32 protein-coding genes and 1 pseudogene are annotated in these 23106 nt (G+C 39.3%); all 33 read left to right on the plus strand.

Translation table 11 applies throughout. The features are described from left to right. The first annotated feature begins 16 nt into the window (after positions 1-16). Entirely contained in the window at positions 17-1564 is a 1548-nt protein-coding gene (dndC, locus tag G603_RS0107080) for a DNA phosphorothioation system sulfurtransferase DndC (protein WP_026669772.1), read from the plus strand. After that, positions 1561-3492 carry a DNA sulfur modification protein DndD gene (dndD, locus tag G603_RS0107085; RefSeq protein ID WP_026669773.1) on the plus strand — a complete coding sequence of 644 codons (1932 nt, stop codon included), beginning with the start codon at positions 1561-1563 and terminating at the stop codon, positions 3490-3492. Before dndC ends, dndD begins: the two co-directional genes overlap by 4 nt. A 5-nt stretch (positions 3493-3497) precedes the next feature. After that, entirely contained in the window at positions 3498-3878 is a 381-nt protein-coding gene (gene dndE / locus G603_RS0107090) for a DNA sulfur modification protein DndE (protein ID WP_026669774.1), read from the plus strand. Positions 3879-3881: 3 nt separating this feature from the next. After that, positions 3882-5033, plus strand: coding sequence for a cysteine desulfurase family protein (locus G603_RS0107095; RefSeq protein ID WP_026669775.1), 1152 nt, complete (start codon positions 3882-3884; stop codon positions 5031-5033). Between the two features lie 73 nt (positions 5034-5106). Then, on the plus strand, positions 5107-7056 hold the full coding sequence (locus tag G603_RS0107100) for a hypothetical protein (protein WP_026669776.1): 1950 nt from the start codon (positions 5107-5109) through the stop codon (positions 7054-7056). A gap of 20 nt (positions 7057-7076) precedes the next feature. Then, complete coding sequence (locus G603_RS0107105) at positions 7077-7436, plus strand: hypothetical protein (protein WP_026669777.1); 360 nt, start codon at positions 7077-7079, stop codon at positions 7434-7436. 3 nt (positions 7437-7439) lie between these two features. Next, positions 7440-7652 carry a hypothetical protein gene (locus tag G603_RS0107110; protein ID WP_026669778.1) on the plus strand — a complete coding sequence of 71 codons (213 nt, stop codon included), beginning with the start codon at positions 7440-7442 and terminating at the stop codon, positions 7650-7652. A 74-nt stretch (positions 7653-7726) separates the two neighbouring features. After that, positions 7727-7906 carry a hypothetical protein gene (locus tag G603_RS0107115; protein WP_026669779.1) on the plus strand — a complete coding sequence of 60 codons (180 nt, stop codon included), beginning with the start codon at positions 7727-7729 and terminating at the stop codon, positions 7904-7906. A gap of 198 nt (positions 7907-8104) precedes the next feature. Further along, complete coding sequence (locus G603_RS0107120) at positions 8105-8494, plus strand: hypothetical protein (protein WP_026669780.1); 390 nt, start codon at positions 8105-8107, stop codon at positions 8492-8494. A 19-nt stretch (positions 8495-8513) separates the two neighbouring features. After that, positions 8514-9449 (plus strand): macro domain-containing protein, encoded by a 936-nt coding sequence (locus tag G603_RS21910; RefSeq protein WP_081669853.1) that lies wholly within the window; start codon positions 8514-8516, stop codon positions 9447-9449. 21 nt (positions 9450-9470) lie between these two features. Next, complete coding sequence (locus G603_RS0107130) at positions 9471-9755, plus strand: YciI family protein (RefSeq protein ID WP_026669781.1); 285 nt, start codon at positions 9471-9473, stop codon at positions 9753-9755. Positions 9756-9771: 16 nt separating this feature from the next. Continuing rightward, a complete protein-coding gene (locus tag G603_RS21915) occupies positions 9772-10983 on the plus strand; it encodes a DUF429 domain-containing protein (protein ID WP_196808048.1) in 1212 nt (403 codons plus the stop codon). Next, positions 10980-11114 (plus strand): hypothetical protein, encoded by a 135-nt coding sequence (locus tag G603_RS23010; RefSeq protein WP_255345657.1) that lies wholly within the window; start codon positions 10980-10982, stop codon positions 11112-11114. The genes G603_RS21915 and G603_RS23010 overlap by 4 nt, the downstream gene beginning before the upstream one ends. Further along, a complete protein-coding gene (locus G603_RS22300) occupies positions 11080-11250 on the plus strand; it encodes a hypothetical protein (protein WP_155832634.1) in 171 nt (56 codons plus the stop codon). Before G603_RS23010 ends, G603_RS22300 begins: the two co-directional genes overlap by 35 nt. Positions 11251-11529: 279 nt before the next feature. Further along, positions 11530-12705, plus strand: a complete 1176-nt coding sequence (locus G603_RS0107145) for an AAA family ATPase (protein ID WP_026669783.1) — start codon at positions 11530-11532, stop codon at positions 12703-12705. Continuing rightward, complete coding sequence (locus G603_RS0107150) at positions 12698-13528, plus strand: RloB domain-containing protein (RefSeq protein ID WP_026669784.1); 831 nt, start codon at positions 12698-12700, stop codon at positions 13526-13528. The genes G603_RS0107145 and G603_RS0107150 overlap by 8 nt, the downstream gene beginning before the upstream one ends. Then, the gene (locus G603_RS0107155) at positions 13521-13886 is read left to right on the plus strand and encodes a replication initiator protein A (protein ID WP_026669785.1); all 366 of its coding nucleotides are present in this window, start codon (positions 13521-13523) and stop codon (positions 13884-13886) included. The genes G603_RS0107150 and G603_RS0107155 overlap by 8 nt, the downstream gene beginning before the upstream one ends. 57 nt (positions 13887-13943) lie before the next feature. Continuing rightward, positions 13944-14291 carry a hypothetical protein gene (locus tag G603_RS0107160; RefSeq protein WP_026669786.1) on the plus strand — a complete coding sequence of 116 codons (348 nt, stop codon included), beginning with the start codon at positions 13944-13946 and terminating at the stop codon, positions 14289-14291. Positions 14292-14376: 85 nt separating this feature from the next. Further along, positions 14377-15351 carry an HD domain-containing protein gene (locus G603_RS23120; protein WP_081669855.1) on the plus strand — a complete coding sequence of 325 codons (975 nt, stop codon included), beginning with the start codon at positions 14377-14379 and terminating at the stop codon, positions 15349-15351. 16 nt (positions 15352-15367) lie between these two features. Continuing rightward, positions 15368-15763, plus strand: a complete 396-nt coding sequence (locus G603_RS21405; RefSeq protein WP_051207583.1) for a hypothetical protein — start codon at positions 15368-15370, stop codon at positions 15761-15763. A 16-nt stretch (positions 15764-15779) separates the two neighbouring features. After that, the gene (locus G603_RS21410; protein ID WP_051207585.1) at positions 15780-16244 is read left to right on the plus strand and encodes a DUF6398 domain-containing protein; all 465 of its coding nucleotides are present in this window, start codon (positions 15780-15782) and stop codon (positions 16242-16244) included. Between the two features lie 408 nt (positions 16245-16652). Continuing rightward, entirely contained in the window at positions 16653-17627 is a 975-nt protein-coding gene (locus tag G603_RS19595) for a DUF5688 family protein (RefSeq protein WP_155832635.1), read from the plus strand. Further along, the gene (locus G603_RS0107190) at positions 17615-18559 is read left to right on the plus strand and encodes an Abi family protein (protein ID WP_035792367.1); all 945 of its coding nucleotides are present in this window, start codon (positions 17615-17617) and stop codon (positions 18557-18559) included. Before G603_RS19595 ends, G603_RS0107190 begins: the two co-directional genes overlap by 13 nt. A gap of 360 nt (positions 18560-18919) precedes the next feature. Then, a complete protein-coding gene (locus G603_RS22305; protein ID WP_155832636.1) occupies positions 18920-19096 on the plus strand; it encodes a hypothetical protein in 177 nt (58 codons plus the stop codon). A 152-nt stretch (positions 19097-19248) separates the two neighbouring features. Beyond that, positions 19249-19620, plus strand: coding sequence for a DUF1016 N-terminal domain-containing protein (locus G603_RS22580; protein ID WP_242834851.1), 372 nt, complete (start codon positions 19249-19251; stop codon positions 19618-19620). 35 nt (positions 19621-19655) lie between these two features. Beyond that, positions 19656-20114 (plus strand): PDDEXK nuclease domain-containing protein, encoded by a 459-nt coding sequence (locus tag G603_RS22585; protein WP_242834852.1) that lies wholly within the window; start codon positions 19656-19658, stop codon positions 20112-20114. A 61-nt stretch (positions 20115-20175) separates the two neighbouring features. Beyond that, positions 20176-20349: a hypothetical protein gene (locus G603_RS22700; RefSeq protein WP_155832637.1), complete on the plus strand. Its 174-nt coding sequence runs from the start codon at positions 20176-20178 to the stop codon at positions 20347-20349. A gap of 151 nt (positions 20350-20500) precedes the next feature. After that, positions 20501-20926 (plus strand): DUF523 domain-containing protein, encoded by a 426-nt coding sequence (locus G603_RS0107215; protein ID WP_026653335.1) that lies wholly within the window; start codon positions 20501-20503, stop codon positions 20924-20926. Then, positions 20926-21156 carry a tautomerase family protein gene (locus tag G603_RS0107220; RefSeq protein ID WP_026669790.1) on the plus strand — a complete coding sequence of 77 codons (231 nt, stop codon included), beginning with the start codon at positions 20926-20928 and terminating at the stop codon, positions 21154-21156. Before G603_RS0107215 ends, G603_RS0107220 begins: the two co-directional genes overlap by 1 nt. 22 nt (positions 21157-21178) lie before the next feature. After that, entirely contained in the window at positions 21179-22048 is an 870-nt protein-coding gene (locus tag G603_RS21425; RefSeq protein WP_051207592.1) for a bifunctional GNAT family N-acetyltransferase/NUDIX hydrolase, read from the plus strand. A gap of 21 nt (positions 22049-22069) precedes the next feature. Further along, on the plus strand, positions 22070-22585 hold the full coding sequence (locus G603_RS19605; RefSeq protein WP_051207593.1) for a GNAT family N-acetyltransferase: 516 nt from the start codon (positions 22070-22072) through the stop codon (positions 22583-22585). Between the two features lie 22 nt (positions 22586-22607). Beyond that, complete coding sequence (locus G603_RS0107235) at positions 22608-22787, plus strand: hypothetical protein (protein WP_026669792.1); 180 nt, start codon at positions 22608-22610, stop codon at positions 22785-22787. Between the two features lie 3 nt (positions 22788-22790). Then, positions 22791-23106: pseudogene (locus tag G603_RS0107240) on the plus strand (MFS transporter); the annotation flags it as partial.

Raw genomic sequence — 23106 nt, forward strand, 5'->3', positions numbered from 1 at the left:
GAGGTGTGATTTTTTTATGGAAGTAAATTCTAATAATTCAGAGCCAAGGAAAACAGCCACAATAACAAAAGATTCAATTGAAGGCTTAATGGATACAGTAAGAAATTTATATTTGTGTGACGATATTCCGTGGGTAATTGGTTATTCCGGAGGAAAGGACAGTACTGCAACAGTACAGCTCGTATGGTTGGCACTTAAGGGATTGCCAAGAAGTTTAAGAAAAAAGACAGTTCACATAATTAATACGGATACTTTGGTAGAATCTCCTGTGGTTTCAAAATGGGTAAAGAAATCGCTAGAGTGTATGGATGAAGCCGCTGATGAGCAGGGTATGCCTTTTGTGACGCATCAGTTAACTCCTTCAGCGGATAATACATTTTGGGTTAATTTCATAGGAAGGGGATATCCGTTTCCACGAAAAAAGTTACGATGGTGTACTGATCGATTGAAAATCCAGCCAATAAATACTTTTGTAAAAGATAAGATAGCTGAGCATGGCGAGATAATAATGGTAATTGGGACCCGTAAGGCTGAAAGTGCCAGACGTGCTAGGACAATGGCTTATTATGAGAAAAAGAGAGTTAGAGAACTATTAAGCCCAAATCAGTCTATGGCAAATGAACTGGTTTTCTCACCATTGGAAGATTGGACTGATGATGATGTCTGGGTATTTTTAATGCAATATGCTAATCCATGGGGGTATTCAAATAAGGAATTACTTACACTGTACAAGGGAGCAACAGCAGATAATGAGTGCCCTTTGATGGTGGATAAAGGATTACCAAGTTGCGGAAGAAGTCGTTTTGGATGTTGGGTATGCACCATGGTAGAAAAGGATAAGTCCATGGAAGCTATGATAGCAAACGACTCAGAAAAAGCATGGATGTCTGCTCTTTTGGAGTTCAGAAGTCGCTTTGGTGATGAAGAACACGATCGTGAAAGAAGAAGCTTCAGAAAGATGGCAGGTTATCTTCAAGGAAGCTATAAACAGTTATATCATGGCCCTTATACAAAAGAGTATAGAGAGATGTTCCTCCGAGACTTATTAGAGGTTCAGAAGGATATTAATGAGAATGGGCCTGAGGAGTTTTCGGACCTTAAGCTTATTACTATGCCTGAACTGCGAAATATTAGAAGAATATGGGTCAATGAAAAGCATGAGTTTGATGATTCTTTACCTAGAATATATGAGGAAGTAACTGGTAATGAGTTTGATGATCCGGAATGGATTGATATTCCAGCATTTAAAAGTGAAGAATGGAATATTCTAAAAGAAGTTGTTGAGGAGCTTTATCCGGACGAAGAGCTTGCCTTTGAAATGGTTTACAGTCTTGTGGATATTGAAAATAAATCCAGCGGATTAAATCAAAGAAAGGGAATCGCGGATGCTTTGGAAGGCGCTATAAAGCGTACTTTTTATAAAAACGAAGAAGATGCTAGACAGTTTTACTTAAGTCAGACAGAAAGAAAGAGGGACCTTGGAGGAAAGTATAATGCATTAGCATTAGACGATTCATATGATGAACCATATGTTACTGAAGGGGACGAGGAAACAGAGGAATGATCATAAAGAAACTTACGATGCATAATTTTGGAGTTTATGCTGATACAAATGTGATGGAATTTACTGGAAACAAGCCGGTAGTTCTTATTGGAGGAATGAATGGGCGAGGAAAGACTACAATACTTGAAGCTGTATTGCTCAGCCTTTATGGCTCCAATTCTTTTGCATATTCCGAGAGTAAATATCAATCATATGGACAGTATTTAAAGTCCTATGTGAATAAAAAAGATGGTACTTTAGAGTCATTTGTTGAAATACTGTTTTCAATGGATAGTTCCGAAGAGGAAGTATACCAGGTTCATCGTGAATGGGATGCTAAAGGACAGAGAGTGCATGAGAAAATATGGGTTAAAAAGAATGGAGAAGATAGCGCATTTCTGACAGAAAATTGGCCTATGTTTGTTGAAAGTATTCTTCCAAGTGCGCTTTCCAATTTCTTTTTCTTTGATGGAGAGAAGATAGCTGAATTAGCTGTAGAAGATACAAGTGTTCAGATGAAAGAATCGATAAAAGCAATGCTTGGTATATCTGTCCTTGATGTCCTTGATACAGATATAGGAAAGTTAGTATCGAAGATAGGTAAAAAAATATCAAACAATCAAGATTTGAGAAAGCTCGAGGAATTAAGAAATGAAAAAGAGGCAGCCATCGAAGAACTCAGAATGTTCGATGAGCAGATAGCTGAGCTTGAACAACAAAAGAATAGATTAACAGTTGAATTAGAAAAACTTAATTCTGAATATCAAGTTAAAGGTGGAGATATTGTAGAACAAAAGCATGAATTAATGCAGGAACGTTCCGAAAAGATTACTGCATTAGCAACTAATCAGGAAAGTAGATATGATGCTGCTGCTAGTGAATTGCCGTTGGCTTTGGTTACATCGCTTCTTGATGATATTAGGGTGGAAGGGAATATTGAACATGAAAGACTAATTTCATCCTTAGCATTGAATAAAATCAAGGATGCGTACGGAAAATATTATGTTAAGGATAAGAATACTGAAAAGTTTATTTCGTTCATGCAGGATATTGTGGAGCAGGATAAAAAAGAAAATGTATATAATTTGTCTGATGCCACACTATATAAAGTGGGATTCCTGTGTGACAAGGGGCTTAATGATGCAAAAAAGAATTTAAAAAAGCTCATCAAAAATGAACAGGCGTTTCAGACTAAAATTGATGAAATTGACGGGTATTTGTCCGTAGATATCAATGAGAAAGAATTAGGAGAGCTGTTTAAAGATATTAAGAGATCAGAGAAAGATCTTGCTAATTGTGATGTGGAATTAGAAGATTGTCATAGAAAACGTTCCAGTTTGAATAATAACGTTATGATGCTTTCTTCTGAGTTTAGCAGAATGGCTGAAAGAGTACTTTCATCGTTGGAGGCGGTCGATTCAGATGAGAGAGTAGTTAAATATGCGCATATGGCTCAAGATATCATTGAACAGTATCGAATTCGCCTACAGGCAAGAAAAACTAGTACATTGGCTCGGACAATGACTGAGTGCTATAAGAAATTGGCAAACAAGAAGAACTTGGTAAACTGTATTGAGATGGATCCTGAAACTTTGGATTTGACATACCTTAACAAAGAAGGGGATGTTGTTTCTAAGGAGCGATTATCCGCTGGTGAAAAGCAGCTAATGGTTATTTCACTTTTGTGGTCATTGGCTATTTGTTCAAAGAAAAAATTGCCGGTTATTATTGATACTCCATTGTCTAGGTTGGATTCAGCACATAGGGAATCACTTATTACTACATATTTCCCGCATGCTAGTGAACAAACAATTATTCTTTCTACAGATTCAGAAATTGATGAAAGATATTATGAACTTATGCAAGATAACGTTGGCGATAGATTTACGTTGGAATATGACGATAATGAAAAAACTACGTCATTAACAAAAACATATTTTGGATGGTAGTAAATATGATAGTTAAACAGATAAAACTCTCGAACGCTTCAAAAGAAAAATTGGGTAGATTAAAAGGCAAGACGGGTATAAAAAACTGGAATATTCTATGCAGATGGGCACTGTGTTTTTCTTTGGCAGAAAACACGATTCCGACAGATATACCTATTATTGCAGATAGTAATGTAGAAATGTCATGGTTTACTTTTGGGGGAGAATACAGTGATATTTATGATGCACTTATGATTGCATGGTGTAAGAAAATGGATCTTTCAACAGATGAGGAAACGCTTGCTAAGTATTTTAAGTTGCACTTAGAAAGAGGAATAGCTTATCTTTGTGGAACCAATTTTATAAAGAGTCTTGATGATCTTTTGAATCTTGCTATTGAGGAGTAAACTATGGGGATATATCTCGATTACAATGCGACTACACCAATAGATAAAAGAGTTTTAGATTATATGGTAGAGGTGTATTCTAATAACTTTGGTAATGCAGATAGTAGAACACATGATTATGGCGACAATGCTAGAAAAGTTGTAGAAGCAGCCAGACAGAGCGTTGCTGAGTTGCTTGGCATAGACAGAACAGAAGTCTTTTTTACTAGTGGCTCAACTGAAAGTAGTAACATTGCAATTAGGGGATTAATAGAGTATGGCAACACCTCAGGGAAAAAACATGTTATAACTTCAAGCATAGAGCATAAAGCAGTATTAGAAACAGTGAAAAACTTGAAAAATGAAGGCTTTATAGTAGACATAATTGATCCAGAACATGATGGAAGGATAAGTACAGAAAAAGTTCTTGGATTAGTTAGGGACGATACTTTACTGGTAAGTATCATGCATGCAAATAATGAAACCGGGGTAATACAACCTATAACTGAAATAGGCGATGTGTTATCTCAAAGAGGGGTACTTTTTCATGTTGATGCCACACAAAGCTGTGGCAAACTGGTTGATGAATTAAGAAATACAAAATATGATATGTTATCCCTTAGTGCGCACAAATTCAATGGTCCTCAGGGAGTGGGAGCTTTGATCTTGAGAAAAAAGAGATATAAGCTTCCTCCTGTAAAGGCTATTACTTTTGGAGGACAACAGGAGCATGGTATAAGACCAGGAACTATTCCGGTAGCACTTGTTGCGGGACTTGGTAAAGCAAGTGAAATTGCTGGTATGGAGTATGAGAAGAATTATGCTCATTGTATGGAAATAAAGAATGCAGTTACTAAGCTGATTGATGAGTCAGGGCTTCAATACGTAATTAATGGTAATCAGGAATTTTGCATGCCTAATACTCTAAATGTCAGTTTTATTGGTGTTGAGTCAGAAGCGTTGATGATTTCATCAAAACAATATTGCGGTATTTCTAATGGTTCAGCGTGTACTTCAAATGATTATAGTCCTAGTTATGTTTTGTCTTCGATGGGATTAGATAAAGACGTTTTATCATCAGCTATTAGAATGAGCTGGGGGGCGGATTCTGATGCTGTAGAGATATGTAATAATATAAAGAAATTGCTTGAAGTTGCAAAGGGATTAGCTATATAGAGGGTATTACATATTATTTGTACACAAAAATATGCTTTAACTGATTTTGATATTTTTTTATGGGAAGGATAATATGGAAAAACTTGATGGGTTACTTGGATTGCCATGGCAAGCGCTTTATGATAAAGCGCTTGTTCTTGGATTGGATCATAAGGAAGTTAAAGAATGTTCAAAAGAACAGCTTGCTCAAAAATTGGTGAAGCTGTTGGATCATACAGAAATACAAAACTTGATAGATGATTATGTGTACGGCGATAGGGTTACCTTTACATTGTGGAGTATAGCTTATGATAATCCTCTTACAAATAATGAGATAATCAAAAAGATAGAGTATAGTAGTGAAGAATTTATTACGGTAGCTGGTTTTAGAAAACTTAACGTTGTATCCGTGACTGAGTACGACGATAGAATTGAAATTGTATATACATATAGCAAGGAACATGCTTATATAGATGAAAGTGGGCATAATAGTTCCAATTGGGAAATGTCAAGAGGATGTGTATGGATTGGCACAAAAATAAGTTATATTGCAAGTATCGGTAAGCATGAAAAGATGGCATCATTCTTTATCTCTTATCTGGCATCAAAACTGCATTTATCAATTAAGCAGATTAAGCCACCCAAGAAGGCAATAGAAAGATGTACAAATAATGCTTTGATAAGTCGAGTTGTATTGCAGGGATTTACAGGAGAAAAAACTATAATCTCTAAATCTGATGGGTTAACACAAGATCAGATGGAAGAGATGCTTAGGATCAAAGTCGATAGAATTGATATTTCAGGTAGCTTACGCACAGAACTCATACAGGGAGTTTATGGCACAATAAGATATAACTTAAAAAAAGGTAGTATAGGAATTCATAAACATTTACCATCTAGTGTGTTGTTCTTGTGGACACAGGAAGCGATTAAAATAATATTTGAAGAGATAGATAATTTACGCGCTGAAGACGCTAGCAAAATCTTCCAAGAGTTAGGAATACAAGCAAAGTGGCCCAATACTCCGAGCAGGTACTATTCTTCACTAATGTGGATATTGTCAAAGGCTATATCTTCTACACATGCAAATAACACATTATGCTGTGGTATTCCGGATTTTGTTCGAGTTTGCTTAGAGGAAAGTGATTTATTCGCCATAATCCCACTTGTGTATTGTGATGAGTGTGAGTCTTTTGAAATCCCAATATGCGCTGACTGTGGAAATGTGATGAAAATAACTAGCAATGGTAGTTTGACATGCCAATGCGGGAATGAAAATAGAGTAACGTGTGGTGAAAATCATACAGGATGTAAAATTCAAAAAATATATTATCCAAATAGGAAATTGCAAGCTGCAATTGAGACTAACCTGAAAAAAATAAGTTTTGGGAATGATTATAGATGTCAACTATTTTTCTGTGATGATGAGTGTTGGATAATCGGAAATGTTGATTCCAATAAAGGGACTGAAATAAGATTTGACGATATTGATCTGTTTAATAGTGCTAGTACTAATGAAATTGAAGACAAAGCTTGTATTGAGAAATGTGCTGTTTGTCTTAATGAAAAATGTGGATCAACATGCTCTTACAGTAAAATAAATACGTGCATCCGGGATTCAAGTATGATGTGTCTTCCAAAGCTTTTTTATAATGTGATTCCGGGATATAGACCGCAGCCACATAGAAATGGTGAATATGGAGATGCTTCTGGTCAAATAAAGATTGGTAGTATTACATATGAAATGATATGTATTATAAAAAAGAATACTAAAAATACAAGAAATACAGATACTCAAAAGATGATAATAGAACCACTCAAGGCCACATCGAAAGCGGGTGAAGAAATTATACGTCAGTTTGTAGAGCAAGGGATTTCAGACAGTAGGGTAGAATTGATAGCGGTGATGGCACCACAATATTTTGATGCGGGATTAAAGGCTACCTTACGTTCTTTGGCAAAATTGGGCCGTAAGAAAATAATGTTTATAGAGTTGGATGCAGTCTGTAGATTATTGAATTACCAAAGGCTTATAAACCAGTGAGATACCTGGAGGATCAGTAGATGAATAAGAAAGATGTTCAAAGTATAACTGTTGAATATGGTGGCTTCTTTGGTGGTGAAGAAAAACGTGTCTTAAAACATGATGGCGACAAAATAGTTGTTGAGAGATTTTTCTACAATGGTGCTGCGGATGATGGTTTACTGCTTTATCAAGCTACATCATGGTCAGAACTACTTAAAAGCATATTTGGTCTTATAGAAAACTGGAAAGAAGAATATAATGATCCCGATGTGTTAGATGGTACTCAGTGGTCTTTGGATATTGATTGTGCAGACGGTGTGGAAAAACACTATTGGGGAAGTAATTTGTTTCCTGACAATTTCGATGATTTCCTAAAAGTTATAGAGATGGAGAGGTAGCGAATGGGAATATTTTCTCATAACAATAACAGCACTGGTGATATTGATTATGACAGACTCCGCAGAGATCTTGTGGACGAGTATGGCGCTCAGAGCGCAGCATTCTCAGGAGGTTTTGGCTTTCTTGAAATGTGCGATGCTGAGGAAGCTACAAATGAGCAGCTTCTTGAAATGGCACGCAGAGAAGGCTTTAATTTGACTAAATACAGGAAATAATAGAAATTCAATATTGCATTGGAAAAAGAAATATAAATATCTGGCCAAATGGTAAAAGGTGGAGGATTTACTGTATGAATCTAGGCACATGCCGTTTTGAGGGATTTGCTACAAAGATGAAGCTTGTTTCCTATAACAGGATAGATGGGAAGCCAACAAGAGCAATAGAGGAAACAGAGCAGCATTTCACATTAACAAGGGATGGCAGGATCTGGTTTTCAGGATACCGGAATGAGAATAATAGTCAGGAATAGCTCCGTCAATTTCAGGAGAAGATTTCACCTGAGGCGGCAAACTATTTCCTTGCCTGCATAGGATATGAATTATCACAGGCTGAAGTAGACTGGCCTGGTCCGAAGGACTCATACTGGGATCTTGAACTTTCTAATGAAAAAGGTGATACCTACAAGTATAGAGGTTTGTTGCCGACGACAGATAAGGTATTACGCGATATGTCTGATTGGATTAGAAATATGTTGGTCACAGATACTATCCATGCATTTGATGGAGAGGCAAGATTTGCTATAATAGCAAGACCTGAAGAGAAGATATTTGTTGCAGTAAAGTCCATAATAGATCCGAATGAAGAGCCATACTGGTATTTCTATGATGGCAATAATATAAATATCGGAGATCAGTTCCTGGCTCCTTTCAGAAATGGTCAGCGCTCCTATAATGTTGAGGTCGTGGATATAATCGTAGCAAAACCTGAGAATGGCCCGGTGCCATTAAGACAACAGAAAAGAATGATGAATCTGCAAGATAGTATGAGATCTCAGTTGCCAAATGAGTTTACTAATATGTTTAAGAAGATGAATGGATGGGACGTAGATAATACCTGAAAGAGGAGGCATATATAGTATGAGCTCCATAGAAATCAAGAAGATAGGAATAACAAAGTTAGATACAGAAGCAGTTGTAAATGCGGCTAACACAGGACTTTGGGAAGGCGGTGGAGTATGTGGCTTTATTTTTCGCGATGCCGGTTCAAAGGAAATGACGGCTGCTTGTCAAAAGATTGGCCATTGTGATGAAGGTTCTGCTGTCATTACGCCTGGGTTCAATCTTCCTGCGAAATATGTGATACATGCTGTGGGCCCGAGGTGGGCTGGTGGAGAGCATAATGAGCCTAAGCTCTTGTACAGTGCATATAAGCAATCACTTCTTCTTGCAAAAGAAAATAATCTGCATTCTATAGGATTTCCGTTGATATCTGCAGGAATATTTGGATATCCGGTTGATAAAGCGTGGCGAAAAGCTATCCGGGCATGCAATGACTTTATTCAGAAAAATCCTGAGTATGATATCAAGATCATCTTTGCAGTATTGGATGACAAGATCCTTGCAACCGGTGAGGAAACGCTTAAGGATATTATTGGAGACGAAAAGATAGAAGAGAGTGTGATTCGGTGGTGCCAGAAGTACTCTGTTCTTTTTCACTCGATATCTGAAGATGATGAATTGAGGACTTTTTTTGAGAAACACAGTGTTTATCAGCCGAACAAGGGCCATCACGGTCTTTATGATATTTTAGAAACCTGTTTCCATGAGGCTTATGACAGTAATGTGGTGATCACGGATTATGGACAGGTGATTGAGGACGGAAAACTGTTGGATCGGGATTTAGCTCAGCCAACGAAGGAGTGGTTGTATACACTCACAGCGAAACAGATCCTTGCGGTTATTGCATGGCACTTCAGGAGAGATCATTTCAGTGAAGGCAGCTGGATTGCTGATTCTGTGGCAGATGGACATATGGCAGTATTGGTTGACGAATTGTTGGATAGATGTAGATGAACAGGTAAAAAGGAGACAATCATGCAATTTCTTATAAGAGCATATGATGGCGAAGGAAAACTTGATAAGCGTATGGAGGTACGTCCTCGTCATCTGGAAGGAATGAAAAAGCTGAGCGAGCATATCATCAGTGCCGGTGGGCTGCTGGATGATAATGGAAAGATGAAAGGATCTGCCCTTATCATGGACTTCGAGAGCCGGAAGGAGCTTGATGATTATATTGCTAACGAACCTTATGTTGTTGAAGAGGTCTGGGAGAAGATAGAGCCAATAAATGTTGTTATTGCAAACAGCCTCGATAAATAAAGGAATTGTAACGAATATGAATAGTTCCAATAATATTTTTTCCTTAGGAGCAGATGGTTGTAATGGAGGATGGATCGTTGCTGTCCTTGGTATTGATCTCAGAATAGAAAGATTTTCTTCGATTGGTGAGATTCTGAAAGCATATCCGGATTACAGTGCGTTTTTGATAGATATGGTCATTGGGCTGCGTGATTCTGCGAAGCAACTAAGGCCTGATGATATTGCAAGAAAAGAGTTAAAGCCCAGAGGGGCTACACTTTTTCCTGTGCCTTCCAGAGAAGCAGTATATAAAGAAACTTATGAAGAGCAGAAGAAGGCAAATATCAAAACATTAGGAAAGAGTTTGCCAAAACAAGCTTCAGCTATCATACCTAAGATCCGGGAAGTCGATGAGTTTATGACAGCGCATCCTGAGTATAAGAACCGAATAGATGAGAGCCATCCGGAACTTGATTTTGCAAGACTGAATGGCTCTGTTTTACTTACTCGTAAGAAGGACGCTGCTGGTATTGAAGAGAGACTAAAGGTAATAAAGAAGTTTATACCGGGGATTTATATACCGGATCTTTATATTAAGGCAAAAAACTTAAGATGTAATGTTGATGATATAGCAGATGCTATCTGCCTTGCAGTGACAGCAAAGTTGAAATCAGAGGGCGTTTGTGAAACGATTCCGGAAAAACCTCAGATGGATAGTAATGGGCTGTATATGAAACTCACGGTGCCTAAGAGAGCTGTAAGCAATGAAATGGCAGAGATAAGCAGGCTGAAAAGTATAGTAGAGACGCTTCGAAGTGAAAACGGCTGCTCCTGGGATAAGGTGCAGACACATTCCAGCTTGAAAGCAGCGTGCATAGAGGAAGCAGCTGAAGTAGTTGGGGGAATCAACATTTTCGAAAAGACAGGGGATGCGGCAAACCTAAGGGAAGAACTTGGGGATCTGCTGTTGCAGGTAATGTTTCACTCCGTGATAGCGGAAGAAGAGGGCTTGTTTACTTTTGAAGATGTTGCAAAGACCATTTCGGATAAAATGGTCAGGAGACATCCACATGTTTTTGAAGGTGTGAAATATGCTTCCGAAGAAGAACTTCATGAAGCCTGGGCTGCGATAAAGAAGGAAGAGAAAAAAGGCAGAGAGTGGGAAGCAGATTACCTTGAAGGTGCTTTAAACGAGGCATCTGAGCTCATTGAAAAAGCTAAGGAACGTAAAGGATTTAAGAGCAAATGAGTAAACATAAGATGGTTGATGGCAAGCTCCTTCAGATGAATAAACGCTATAAGGATCTGAAGAACCGCCAGAAGGACAAGATTGCAGGCTGGATGTATGAGGCTTGCAGATATCCTTGGAACGACTGTTGAATATCTTGTCTGTGGAGTCATCAAGGCACCTGAGCTGGATGCCGATTCTGTTGAGCTTCTTAAGCTGTTTGAGGCTATGGACGAGAAGATCAGGCAGATCATGTTGGTACAGATGAGGGCTGTTGCCAGATTTTAATCATCTGGAGAGGTAAATGTGAGTGTGAAATGATAAAGTCAACTGTTTGAGATGGCTATTTAGAGATAAAATCTCTAAATAAGCAATTGAAATATTGAATTTCCCTAATTATCTAGATAGAAATTTCGTTTTTTTGCACCTGAGTATTATTTTGTGGTTTTTTTATATCTTTTTCATTTAAAAAGACTGAAAATCTTTCACTTAAACCATAAATCTGGTTTAGGTGAAAGATTTTGTGTTATAATATAGCTATGAAACAGTTCAAAAGGAGGTTGCCAGATGCTGATTAGCTTTAAATTCAATAACTTTTGCTCGTTCAATGTTGAGAGCGAATTTAGTATGGAGGCATCTAATAGCAAGGTTAAGACGAGATATCCTGACAACTATACTTCTACAGATGTGGATTACGATCTTCTAAAGACTGCAGTTATTGTCGGTGAGAATGCAGGTGGTAAATCCAATTTTATTGGGAGTCTTAAGTTTTTGAAATCTCTTGTAGACTTCAATTCCCAGGTACAGTCTGTTGGTGCATATGTTAATGCATCCAGTTTTCTTACGGAAAAAGATCCTGAACAGAGATTTGAGATATGCTTCATTTCAGAAAAGAAGCATATCTACAAGTATTGTTTGGGAATAGACTCTTATGGAATAACAAGTGAAGGACTTTATAAGCAGAGTAAGAGGAAAGGAACCTTCTCATGTCTCTTTTCTGTTATAAGGGATAAGTCCGGAAAATATGAAAAAAAGGAAGGAAAGGCTTCTGAGCTTGGAACTGCATTAAAGAACAGTAACAACAGCTATGGCCTTTTTATAAGCAAGCTTGCACTCCTTGGTAATGCGGATGCTATAGAGACTACAGGCTGGTTCAAAAATATTCTTCTCCCGGGTACGGTTCCGGAAGATCAGGATGGAAATCCTGCTGGAAGGGATGAGGACATCAAGATCATGAAGGATCCCCGATTTGTAGATATATTCCGCATGGTTGACTACAGTATATGCAGCATAGAAGTGGATAATGACAAGCCTTATGGGAAGTCATTGATAATTAGAAGAGACGCTGAGGGCAATGAAATCCGAAGAGAACTTCAGCAGGATTCAACCGGTGTAAGGGAGTTCTTTGCTTGGGCTGTGCAAATATTCAGGGTAGTATATGAGAACAGGGTTGTATTTGCAGATGAGATGGACAGAGTACTCAATCCAATTCTTTCAGACAGAGTTGTGGCGTTTGTTAATGGTGAGGAACATAAGGGACAGTTCATCTTCTCCACTCACAACGTGCTTCATCTGAACCTGAAGACCTACATGAAGGAACAGATCTATTTTGTGACAAAGAGTAAGGATAGTCTTACTTCTGAACTGTATTCACTTGCAGATTTCCCTGAGGTAAGATACGAGACGGCCAAGGTCTATGAGTTTTACATGAAGGGCATTTTGGGAGGTACAGCTTTTGAGTAGAAAAGAGAGGGTACTTAAGAAAAGGTACGCCATTTTCTGCGAGGGCGATACCGAGTATAACTATATCGATAAAATGCGCAAGAATCAGGGAGTTGAACTTGTACTTAAGCCAATAAACATGCATGGCGGAGGATATTCCAATTTTCTGAGACAGATCAAGAAAGAGGCTCAGTCCAACTATCTGGCTAAATTTATCATTGTGGATGCTGACAGAATCAAGACCATTCCAGGTGAGCAGGAGAATTTCATAAAGCTCCTGGAATACTGCAAGCTGCAGAATGATAAGGGAAATACACCACATTTTCTTATTGCAGATAATCCGGATTTCGAGTATGCTGCATGCCTGCATGATATCGAATATAAAGGACAGGACACGAAGAATTTCATAGTTAACGTCTGGAAATTTAAGGATATAGCAGCTTTTAAAAGCAATGAGGACGTTTATGAGTTCCTTAATTCCGGTAACAAATCATATGGTAATCTTCTTGATTTTATCAGAAAGCAGGATAAGCTGGTCTCTAACAAGTATGAGATCAAGAAAAAGACTTTTGATATCATCATCAAACAGACTGATTATGATCAGGATCGATTGTATCTTAGACAATATCGTGGCGATGATTCTCTCACTCAGGAACAGATGATAGACATTCTTATCCAGGGCAGAGCTACACCACAGACAAGAAAGAAGATAACCATTACAGAACGCAAACTTAACAAGTTCTTCCTGGCATATTACACACAGCCGGAGATAGAGCGGATTATAGTAGGACTTTTGGAACAGTGGAAACAGGAACATGAAAGTGAGGAACAGAGTAATGCTTGAATATTTTTACGGAGCACAGGCAAGGCAGTATGCCTCGGTGGAGATACCAAAGGAACTTCTGACGGGGAAGGACTTCTCTTCCCTGTCATCATCCTCAAAAGTACTGTACGCAGTATTGTTGGATAAGATGCATGAAGCAAGGAAGAATAACTGGTTTGATGAAGAGAACAGGGTTTATATCATTTATCCGCTAAGAAAAATTGAGGAAGATATCAGTTTTTCCAAGCATACCATTATAGACTGCATGAACGAACTGGAAGAGATGGGGCTCATATATAAGCTTCAGACAAAAGGAAAACCCAGCAGGATCTACGTTAAGAATTTCAACAAAAGACATAAGTTTCAACTCATAGGGTAGTGCAGAAACTGCACCACTGAGGGTAATAGAACGGAAATAAAAGTAGCAGTAATACTTATGCCACTTGGAATACTTCTTGGAATTGCAAAGGTACTTGTAACAAGGCTTGATCTGCTCAACTCCATAATGGCAGGAGCGGCGCCGGTGTTCATGGTGCGAAACATGGGACTTGATGCCAGGACCACATGGATCATATTTGGTGTGACTGCGCTTCTGGCATTTGTGCTGCAGCATATGTTCAGGATTGGGAAGATTGTCCTAGGAATATGGGGCTGTATAGCTGTGGGGATCCTTTGCTATCTCTTCAGGGACAGCAGCCCATATAATGCCAGACTCATGGCTGCAGGGATTGGCATGGGCATTGCAGCTGCCATGAATGCTGTGTTCTGGATGATGGAGGATTAAACGGAATCATGCTGAAATGAATTGTATGTCGCTTTTCTGTTGGATATAATAAAAGCTGGTGAAAAACGAAACAACAGGAGGCATCATGTATCCAGGCAGACAAGAAGCAGAAGATTTATTGTTGGAAGCAGGAAAATGTAATCCCGGGCAGTGGGAAAGTCATAGCAGGATAACTGCATATTGTGCAGAAAAGATAGCTGAACGTTCTGGGATGGATTTTGAAAAATCATATATTATTGGACTTCTGCATGATATAGGTCGCAAGTTCGGTGTGGGTCATTTAAGGCATGTTTCTGATGGCTATAAATACATGATGTCGATGGGATATGATGAAGTAGCCCGGATCTGTCTTACCCACTCTTTTAACAAGGACAAGATAGAGGCATATGTCGGAAACTTTGATGCATCAGAAGAAGATACAGAACTGATAAGGGAAAAGCTTAAAGAGGCTGTTCAGGACGATTATGATAAGCTGATACAGTTATGTGACTCAATTGCCGGTGCCGAGGGGATAATGGATATCATTGACAGGATGAATGATGTTAAGAGGCGCTACGGCTCATATGATCCTGAAAAATGGCAGACAAATCTTGACTTAAAAGCATACTTCGAAGCAAGAATGGGAATGGATATATATACTGCGGTTGGAAAGGATGATTATAAGATGGATCAGATCTGGGTAGATATGTACAACGCTGCAAAGGCTGTGCTTGGTGAAAGACGGATCTCTAATTACGTTACTGCCGGAGAGGTATCCGCTGCGGTTCGTTCAAAATCAGGGAAGATATATGTGGGTGTATGCATAGATACCTGCTCTACACTTGGCATCTGTGCAGAAAGAAATGCTATCTTCAATATGATCACAAATGGCGAACATGAGATAGACAGAGTTCTCTGCATACCTCCAAATGAAGGAAAAGGTGCTCCATGCGGCGCTTGTAGGGAGCTCATGGTACAGCTTATGCCAGGCAAATATAAGGACATAGATATCATGATCGATTACTCTCAGGGGCGTGTTATGAAGCTGGGAGAGTTAACACCGGAATGGTGGATTGATTGAAGGGATAAGATAATACATGTCAAAAGCACGCCAGCAAAGGCTGAAGGAAGCAAGGAAGTGGTTTCCTGAGCAGGGATTCACAGAGGACTCCCATATCGTAAAAGCATATCGAAAGAAGTTTAATGTAGACAGGACATGTGCCATGAAGGAGTTATGCCTGTTACATGTACTGAGTCCGGAGAAACAGGCTTCTTATGAAGCGCAGCTGAAAGCCAAGAAAGAAAAAAGACAGAGAAGAAAACAGCAAGTCGAGTTCCAGCCCTTTGATCAGGATGAGTATTTCTATTTTATAGCAGGGTATACATCCGGCGGTGCTCCATATGGAATCACATGGGAACAGGCCAGGGAGGATGGCTTGCTAGATCCGCCTGATGAAAGAGATCATGACGACTGGGATTTGCCCTTTGACTAAGGGTATTGGAGATACGATGGCAGAGAATAAGAAAGCAACCGGCATTCCGGAACCGCTTAAAGGAAAATACGAAAACATAGCAGGCATGATAGATGCCTTTTGTGAAGAACATCTGGACGGAGACTATCAGTACCTCTGCATACATGCTCTTCAGAAGCTCTGCAGGAAAAAGGATTCTCCCATGTATAAAGGACGTGATAACATGTGGGCTGCTGGGATAGTATATGCAATAGCCCAGGTTACGGAACTTGTAGGTAATCAGAGGGATCTTCTCAGGTGGCGTCCCAAGTATGAAATCTCAGCTGCCCAGGTAGCTGCGGCTTTTGGAGTTTCATCCGGAGCTATGCAGGGTAAAGCAAAAGAGATAAGAGAGGTGCTTAACATCACAAAGCAGCAGGAAGAATGGATGACTCCTGAGTGGCGAGATAATAAGTCCAGAAAAACATTTGAAGAATTCAGAAGATATTTAGGGATCAGATAGGAGCGGCAGTATCCAGGGTTATGGATAGCTGTCGCATTTTTGTTTACGGGACTATTCAACTGTCGCACTCTTGTCCAAGGGAACAGGATAACTGTCGCATTACTGTCCAAGAGAGTAGGATAACTGTCGCAGTTATGTAAAAGCAGGCTGAATTGGACAGCTTGTCCCCCTTTTGTCTCCCCTTTGTCCCCCTTTTGTCCCCCTCCTGTCCCTTGTGAGCCGTTTTGGGGCGTGATAATATTATAGTGGAAAGAGGAGCGGGCAAGAGCCAATCGCTTCTCTTCTTTTATGTGCACATATGAATATTGGTTATGAAGAGCGTCAGCTCATGATTTTGGAACGTGGTCATGAGTATGACGCTTTTTTCATGCCATGAACAGAAGGCTCAAATAAAAGAAAAGAGGAAAGATGATGGATTTTGAACAGTTCAAAGAGAATCTTACAAAGGATGTGAAAGCCTGCTTCGATGACAGGACAGGTGCCGATAGCAGCGTTGAGACCCACAAGGTCGATAAGATGAACTATTCCTACGAGGCTATGGTAGTTAAGCCTGAAGGCAGTGATGTGGGAGTGAGCATTGATGTGAACAATCTTTATGAAGCATATCAGAATGGTACTTCTTATGAGAAGATTGTTGCCGGTGCTACAGAGAGTGCTGAGCACTACCTTAATGATAAGCCCGATTTCAACATTGATGCTCTTAAGGATTACAGCCAGATGAAGGACAAGCTTTCCATGGATGTTGTTTCATCTGAGAGAAATGCAGAGCTCCTTGAGAAAGTGCCTCATAAGAACATTGAGGACATGGCTGTTGTTTACAGATTTGTTCTTGATGATGTCAAGGGCAGTGTTCTTGTGACAAACCAGATGCTTGAGAATTATAACGTCACTCCCGAACAGCTCCATGCTGATGCGATGGAGGTTGCACCTGAGATCAGACCGGCTGTCATCAAGGGAATGTCGGAAGTCCTGGCTGAATCCCTGGGCGTGGAGCAGGCAGAAATGCTTGGTATCGGACCTGTGGCTGATGAACCAATCTTTGTAGCATCTGTTGAGGACAATATCAGAGGTGCTGGAATCCTTGCATATCAGGATTTCATGGATCAGGCTGCTGACAGGCTTGGCGGCTCTTTTTATATTCTCCCTTCTTCTGTGCATGAAATATTGCTCGTGAAGGACAATGGTCAGTTCAATAAGGACTCTCTTGAGAAGATGGTTGTGGAAGTAAACGCAACTACAGTAAAGGGAGATAGCACTCAGGCAATTGGAATTACTTACAAAAATCTAAGCTATGTTCTGGATTTAAAAGTGCCTTTATCTGTGTTATCCTATAAAACAAAGCAGAAAGTTATAGCAAGGATTGAATACGTATGGATAATGTAAAACCAATACTGACTGTTGATGAGCAGATTCAGCATTTGAAGGATAAGGGTGTTAGATTTGAAATAATGGATGAAGATAGTGCCAAGGATTATCTAATCAAGCACAATAATTATTTTAAACTTACATCATATCGAAAAAACTATGTAAAACACCCAGATGGTGAAAATAAAGGTAAGTACATAGATCTTGATTTTGCGTATCTTGTAGATATTGCTGTAATAGATATGCTATTGAGATACATGATTGTTCCTATGGCATTGGATATAGAACATCATACCAAGTTGCAGATTCTTAGAAAGGTAGAAGAGGCTTCTGAGGATGGATATCAGATTGTTCAGGACTATATAGATTCTCTTAGCGAGCAGCAAAAATTAGTATATGAAGGTGAAATCAATCGTAACAGAGGCAATATATATTGTGGAGATATCATCAGTAAATATGATGGCAACTATCCAATATGGGCATTCCTTGAAATAATACCGTTCGGACGGCTTGTTTCTTTATACAGTTTTTGCGCAGATAGGTTTGCTGATAAAGAAATGAAGAACAATTTCTACCGGCTTTTGACCTGCAAGGAAATCAGAAATGCTTCAGCTCATAGTAACTGTATTCTCAATGATTTAAAAGCCAGAACAGCAAGTCATGACACTAATGCTGGAGTAACTAAGGCATTGATGAATATTAAAGGTATGAATACCAATTTTAGAAAGAACCGCATGAGTAATGCTAGGATTCAACAGATTGTAACGCTCCTATATATGCATAAGGAGATTGTCTCAAGCAGAGGTGTTCACACTAAGGAAGCTAAAGGACTTCATGAAGTTATGGACAGAGCCTACAAGAATAAGGATTATTATAAGAATAATCCTATGCTAAAGAGCACGTTTGATTTTCTGAAAATGGTGGTTGACAGTTGGTTTGCCCATGAGTAAAATATAGTCACAAAGAAAAAGTTTGACTTTTGCAGAGCGGCATTGCACATTGTGTGATGTTAGCTCTGTTTTTCGTTATATAGATATTTCTCGCCCCGGTTGGGGCTTTTTTCATGTTCGCATAATGCAAACGGTGTTTGCGCATTGCATCTCGATAGCTATTATATGCTGTTCTATGATTAAAGAGGCAAAAGTTGCTGAAACAAACGAAGCATCAAGAGGGATATTGGAAAAGATAGGTTTTTCTAAAGAGACAAAATTAAGAAACCGTTTTTATAATCGCAAAAGTAATAATAGAGAAAACGTTTTAGTTTATTCCATGACACGCGATGAGTATGAAAAAAATTGGGAGTGTGGTTAATGCAGGGATATAAAATATTTGAATACATGGAACAGTTTCAGGACGAACAAGATATGAGCACAAATCTTCTTCAATGTGACGCTGCAATAATTGATGAAAAGGATATGCCATCATTTGCTGATTTTGCTGATAAAATCAAAGAAATGTGTTGCTGCAGATGGGCTGTCCGTAGTTGATGATGTCGGTGGAATAGGTGGTTTTTGTGAAATGCTCGAGACACTTGCCGGTGATGATCCAGAAGAAAAGGAGAGTATGAAAACCTAGGCAAGCCACGAGCAATAGAGCTAAAAGCGCTGTAAATCAGCTGCTTACTATAAGGAACTGGGCAATAGGATATTATATAGTTGAGTTTGAGCAGAATGGGAAAAACAGAGCAGAGTATGGTTCAAATTTGTTGGAGGATATGGCGAAAGAACTGGGTATTAAAGGCCTTGATAGGACTGTTCTGAGTTTGTGCCGCCAGTTTTATGTAAAGTATCCTCAGATTTGTGAGACAGTGTCTCACAAATTAAAGGGGATTTCTGAAATAAAACAGATGCCTGATTTTTCTTTGAATATGGAGCTCATTAAAAAGAATGACATAGGAATTGAAAAAAATCGTGTGTCAGTGTCTCACGATTTCGAAACACCGGCAGAAGAACTTATTTCAAAGCTCTCATTTTCACATATCAGAGAAATAATGACTTTTCTCCGGCGCTGACTATAAAAGATACGTTTACATTTGAGTTTCTTGGAATAGATGACAGGCTTGCAGTTACAGAATCAGATATTGAAGAGGCCATGATCACACATCTTCAGACTTTTCTGCTTGAGCTTGGAAAAGGCTTTTGTTTCGAAGCGAGACAGAAGCGCATCCTGATCGACGGAGAGTACTTTTATCCCGACCTGATTTTTTATCACAGGTACCTGCATTGTAATGTGATATTTGAACTTAAGGATCACGATTTCAGACATGAGGATCTGGGACAACTCAATGCATATGTGGCCTACTACAAGAAAAATGAAATGGCTGAAGGAGATAATCCTCCAATCGGTGTGCTCCTGTGCACGGATAAAGGACCGCAGATGGTCGAGTATGCTCTTTCAGGAATGGACAACAACCTGTTTGTATCCACTTATATGCTACACCTTCCGGATAAAGAACAGCTGCGAGCATTTATGTTGAAGCAGATGGAAGAGGCAAATATAGAATAATAAATGAAGAGTTTATAGCAGTTACAGAGAAATCTGTAGCTGCTTTTTGTATGCTGCATCTTTGGGATTCACACTTTTAGTAATCCTCAGTGCAATCTGGGGCCAATACATAAAGCTCCGCTTCTCAGGAGATTTCTATGCTTCATATGATAAAGTTGGTATGGTAGTAGTTATGGTGGTAATGGCCTTGACTGCCATAGGATGCTTTGTGAGAGACAGACTTGAATTGGTCTAAACATAAATGAATTCGAGAGCCATCTGGCGGATAAAATACCGTCAGGTGGCTTTTTTTCTTTTATAAAAACAGATATAGTAGAAGATAAGTATTTTGAAAAAAGAGCCAATTTTGGACTAGAGTCAGACAATATGAGTCTTGGAGCTAACAGATGAAAATAATGGTCAGTGCCTGCTTGTTGGGGCAGAATTGCAAATATAATGGTGGCAACAATTACAGTGAAAAAGTTGCGGAGTACATAAAAGGGCATGAGGTCATCCCTGTATGCCCTGAAGTGGAAGGTGGCCTTCCGGTACCAAGGATCCCATGCGAAATAGTAAATGGCATAGTAACTAATAAGCAGGGAGAAAGCAAAGATAAAGAATTCAGATCTGGTGCTGAGAAATGTCTTCAAAAAGCCATTACAGAAAAAGTAGATCTGGTGATTCTCCAGTCAAGGAGCCCTTCCTGTGGGGTGAAGCAGGTATATGATGGTAGTTTTAGCGGTAAACTTATTGAAGGCAAGGGTATCTTTGCAGAACTCTTGGCTGAAAATGGTATTAAAACTATAGATTTGAGTGAATTGTTGGAGGGATAATGCCACACGTTGAAATAAAGTGTTTTACAGGAAGAACTGAAGAGCAGAAAAAAGAATGTGCTGAAAGAGTTGCGGAAATAATCGCTGAAACACTTGGATGCAAGACCACGAGCGTTTCTGTTGCAATTAAAGATATTCCGGAGGAAAACTGGAAAGAGCAAGTATGGGATAAGAGCATTGTTCCGGATGTTCAGTATTTATATAAAAGACCAGGATATACATGTGAATAAATATCTATGAGGTATTGAATTAATGATAGAGTATCGAAAGGCAGTAGAGAACGACAGAGCAAGTATTGAAGCTCTTTTCATAGAGATGTTGCAGACAATTTATCATACGGATGACGTAGAGGGTTATGAGGAAGGGTATCTCAACAGATACTTCTCTGATCATGAAGATGAGGTCATAGTCGCAGTGGATAATGGGCAGGTAGTAGCTTTTCTATCAGTTCAGGTTTTCCGCGGAGATAACTATATTTATCTTGACGATCTGTCTGTTACGGCAAGATACAGAGATCATGGGATTGGGAGTTGTCTAATCAAGAGCGCGGAGGACTATGCAAAAGTAATTGGTATCAGTGCAATTGTTTTCCATGTAGAGACTTCTAATGAAAGAGCACATGCCTTATACAAAAGGCTTGGTTACAAGAATGACCTAAATGATGGCAGTAGAATACGCATGGCTAAAGATGGTCTTAGCGAGGCATTCGAGAAATCCTGTGGTGCTATTGTTTACACAATTGAAGATGGCATAATCAAGTATCTTCTTGTTGAGGAAGCGAGCGGATTTCATAGTTTCCCTAAGGGCCATATGGAAAATGGGGAGACTGAAAAAGAGACAGCTATCCGCGAGATAAAAGAAGAGACAGATCTTGATGCCACGCTGATAAGTGATTTCAGAGTAAGTGAGCAATATCAGTTATCGGAGAAACCGGGTGTGACAAAGCAGGTTGTTTACTATCTGGCTAAATACATAGATGATAATCCGCGTGTTGTAAGGCCACAAGAGGTAAGAGCACTTCAGAGCTTAAGTCTTGAGGATGCACTGGCTGTTATAGAACATGATAATAAAAAAGAGTTATTGTTACAGGCTGATAAATACATAAAAGCGACTGATAAATAGGGACAGAACAGTGGAGGAGTAATGGTACGTAGAATTGAAACTGATAGACTTATTTTAAGAACAGTTACAGTAGATGATGCAGAAGATATATTTAAATGGGCATCTGATCCGGATGTGAACAAGTTTATGATCTATCCTCTTCACAAGGATATCGAGGTTACAAAAGAATGGCTTAGGTCGCGTGATATTGATGGTAACGATGAATTTGACCTTGGATTTGTATTGAAAGAAACAGGAGAATTGATAGGACAGGGTGGGATTTTCTATAAGGAAGACCTGGATGCCTGGGCTATTGGTTATAACCTTAGAAAAGAATATTGGGGACAGGGGCTCGTACCTGAGGCTATGAAAGTCATAATTGATTATGTTGACAAGGAGAAAGGCATTCGCGCTATAGTTGGCGAGTTTGCAAAAGATAATTCAAAGAGCAGGCGGGTTATGGAAAAACTTGGAATGACTTATTGGAAAGATTGCCAGTATTCCAAGTTTGATGGGAGCGCAACCTTTGATGCATATTTGTATAAGAGGGAGTTTTAAGTAAATGCATGGAGAGGTGTGTATGGGGGCATTTATCATTTGGCTTGTAGTAATGGTTCCTGTCAGTGCACTACTTACAGGACTTGGAATGGGAAGCTTTATAACATCCCAAGAAAGCTACAGCATATCCAGGCTCATAAAGCTGGATTGGATTTATAACTTTCTAGATAATGAAATAAGCAAATCGGGATTAGTGGAGTAGAACATGGATAAAAAAAGGGCTTTGTCTGGCGCCATAACATTTATAACCCTAATGGGAATCGTAAGTCTGTTTTCGGACATGACTCATGAAGGCGCCAGAAGCATATTGGGCGAATATCTGAACCTCGCAGGGGCATCCGCTGCAACCATCGGATTTGTGTCCGGTATAGGAGAATTGTGCGGGTATTCACTAAGGCTCATATCCGGATTTATAGCAGATAAAACGAAGAAATACTGGACATTTGTTATCACAGGCTATGTAATACAGGCTCTGGCGATTCCTGCACTGGCACTCGTACCTGAACATGGCTGGATTTGGG

The sequence above is a fragment of the Butyrivibrio sp. AE3006 genome (assembly GCF_000424165.1).
Taxonomy (GTDB): domain Bacteria; phylum Bacillota; class Clostridia; order Lachnospirales; family Lachnospiraceae; genus Butyrivibrio.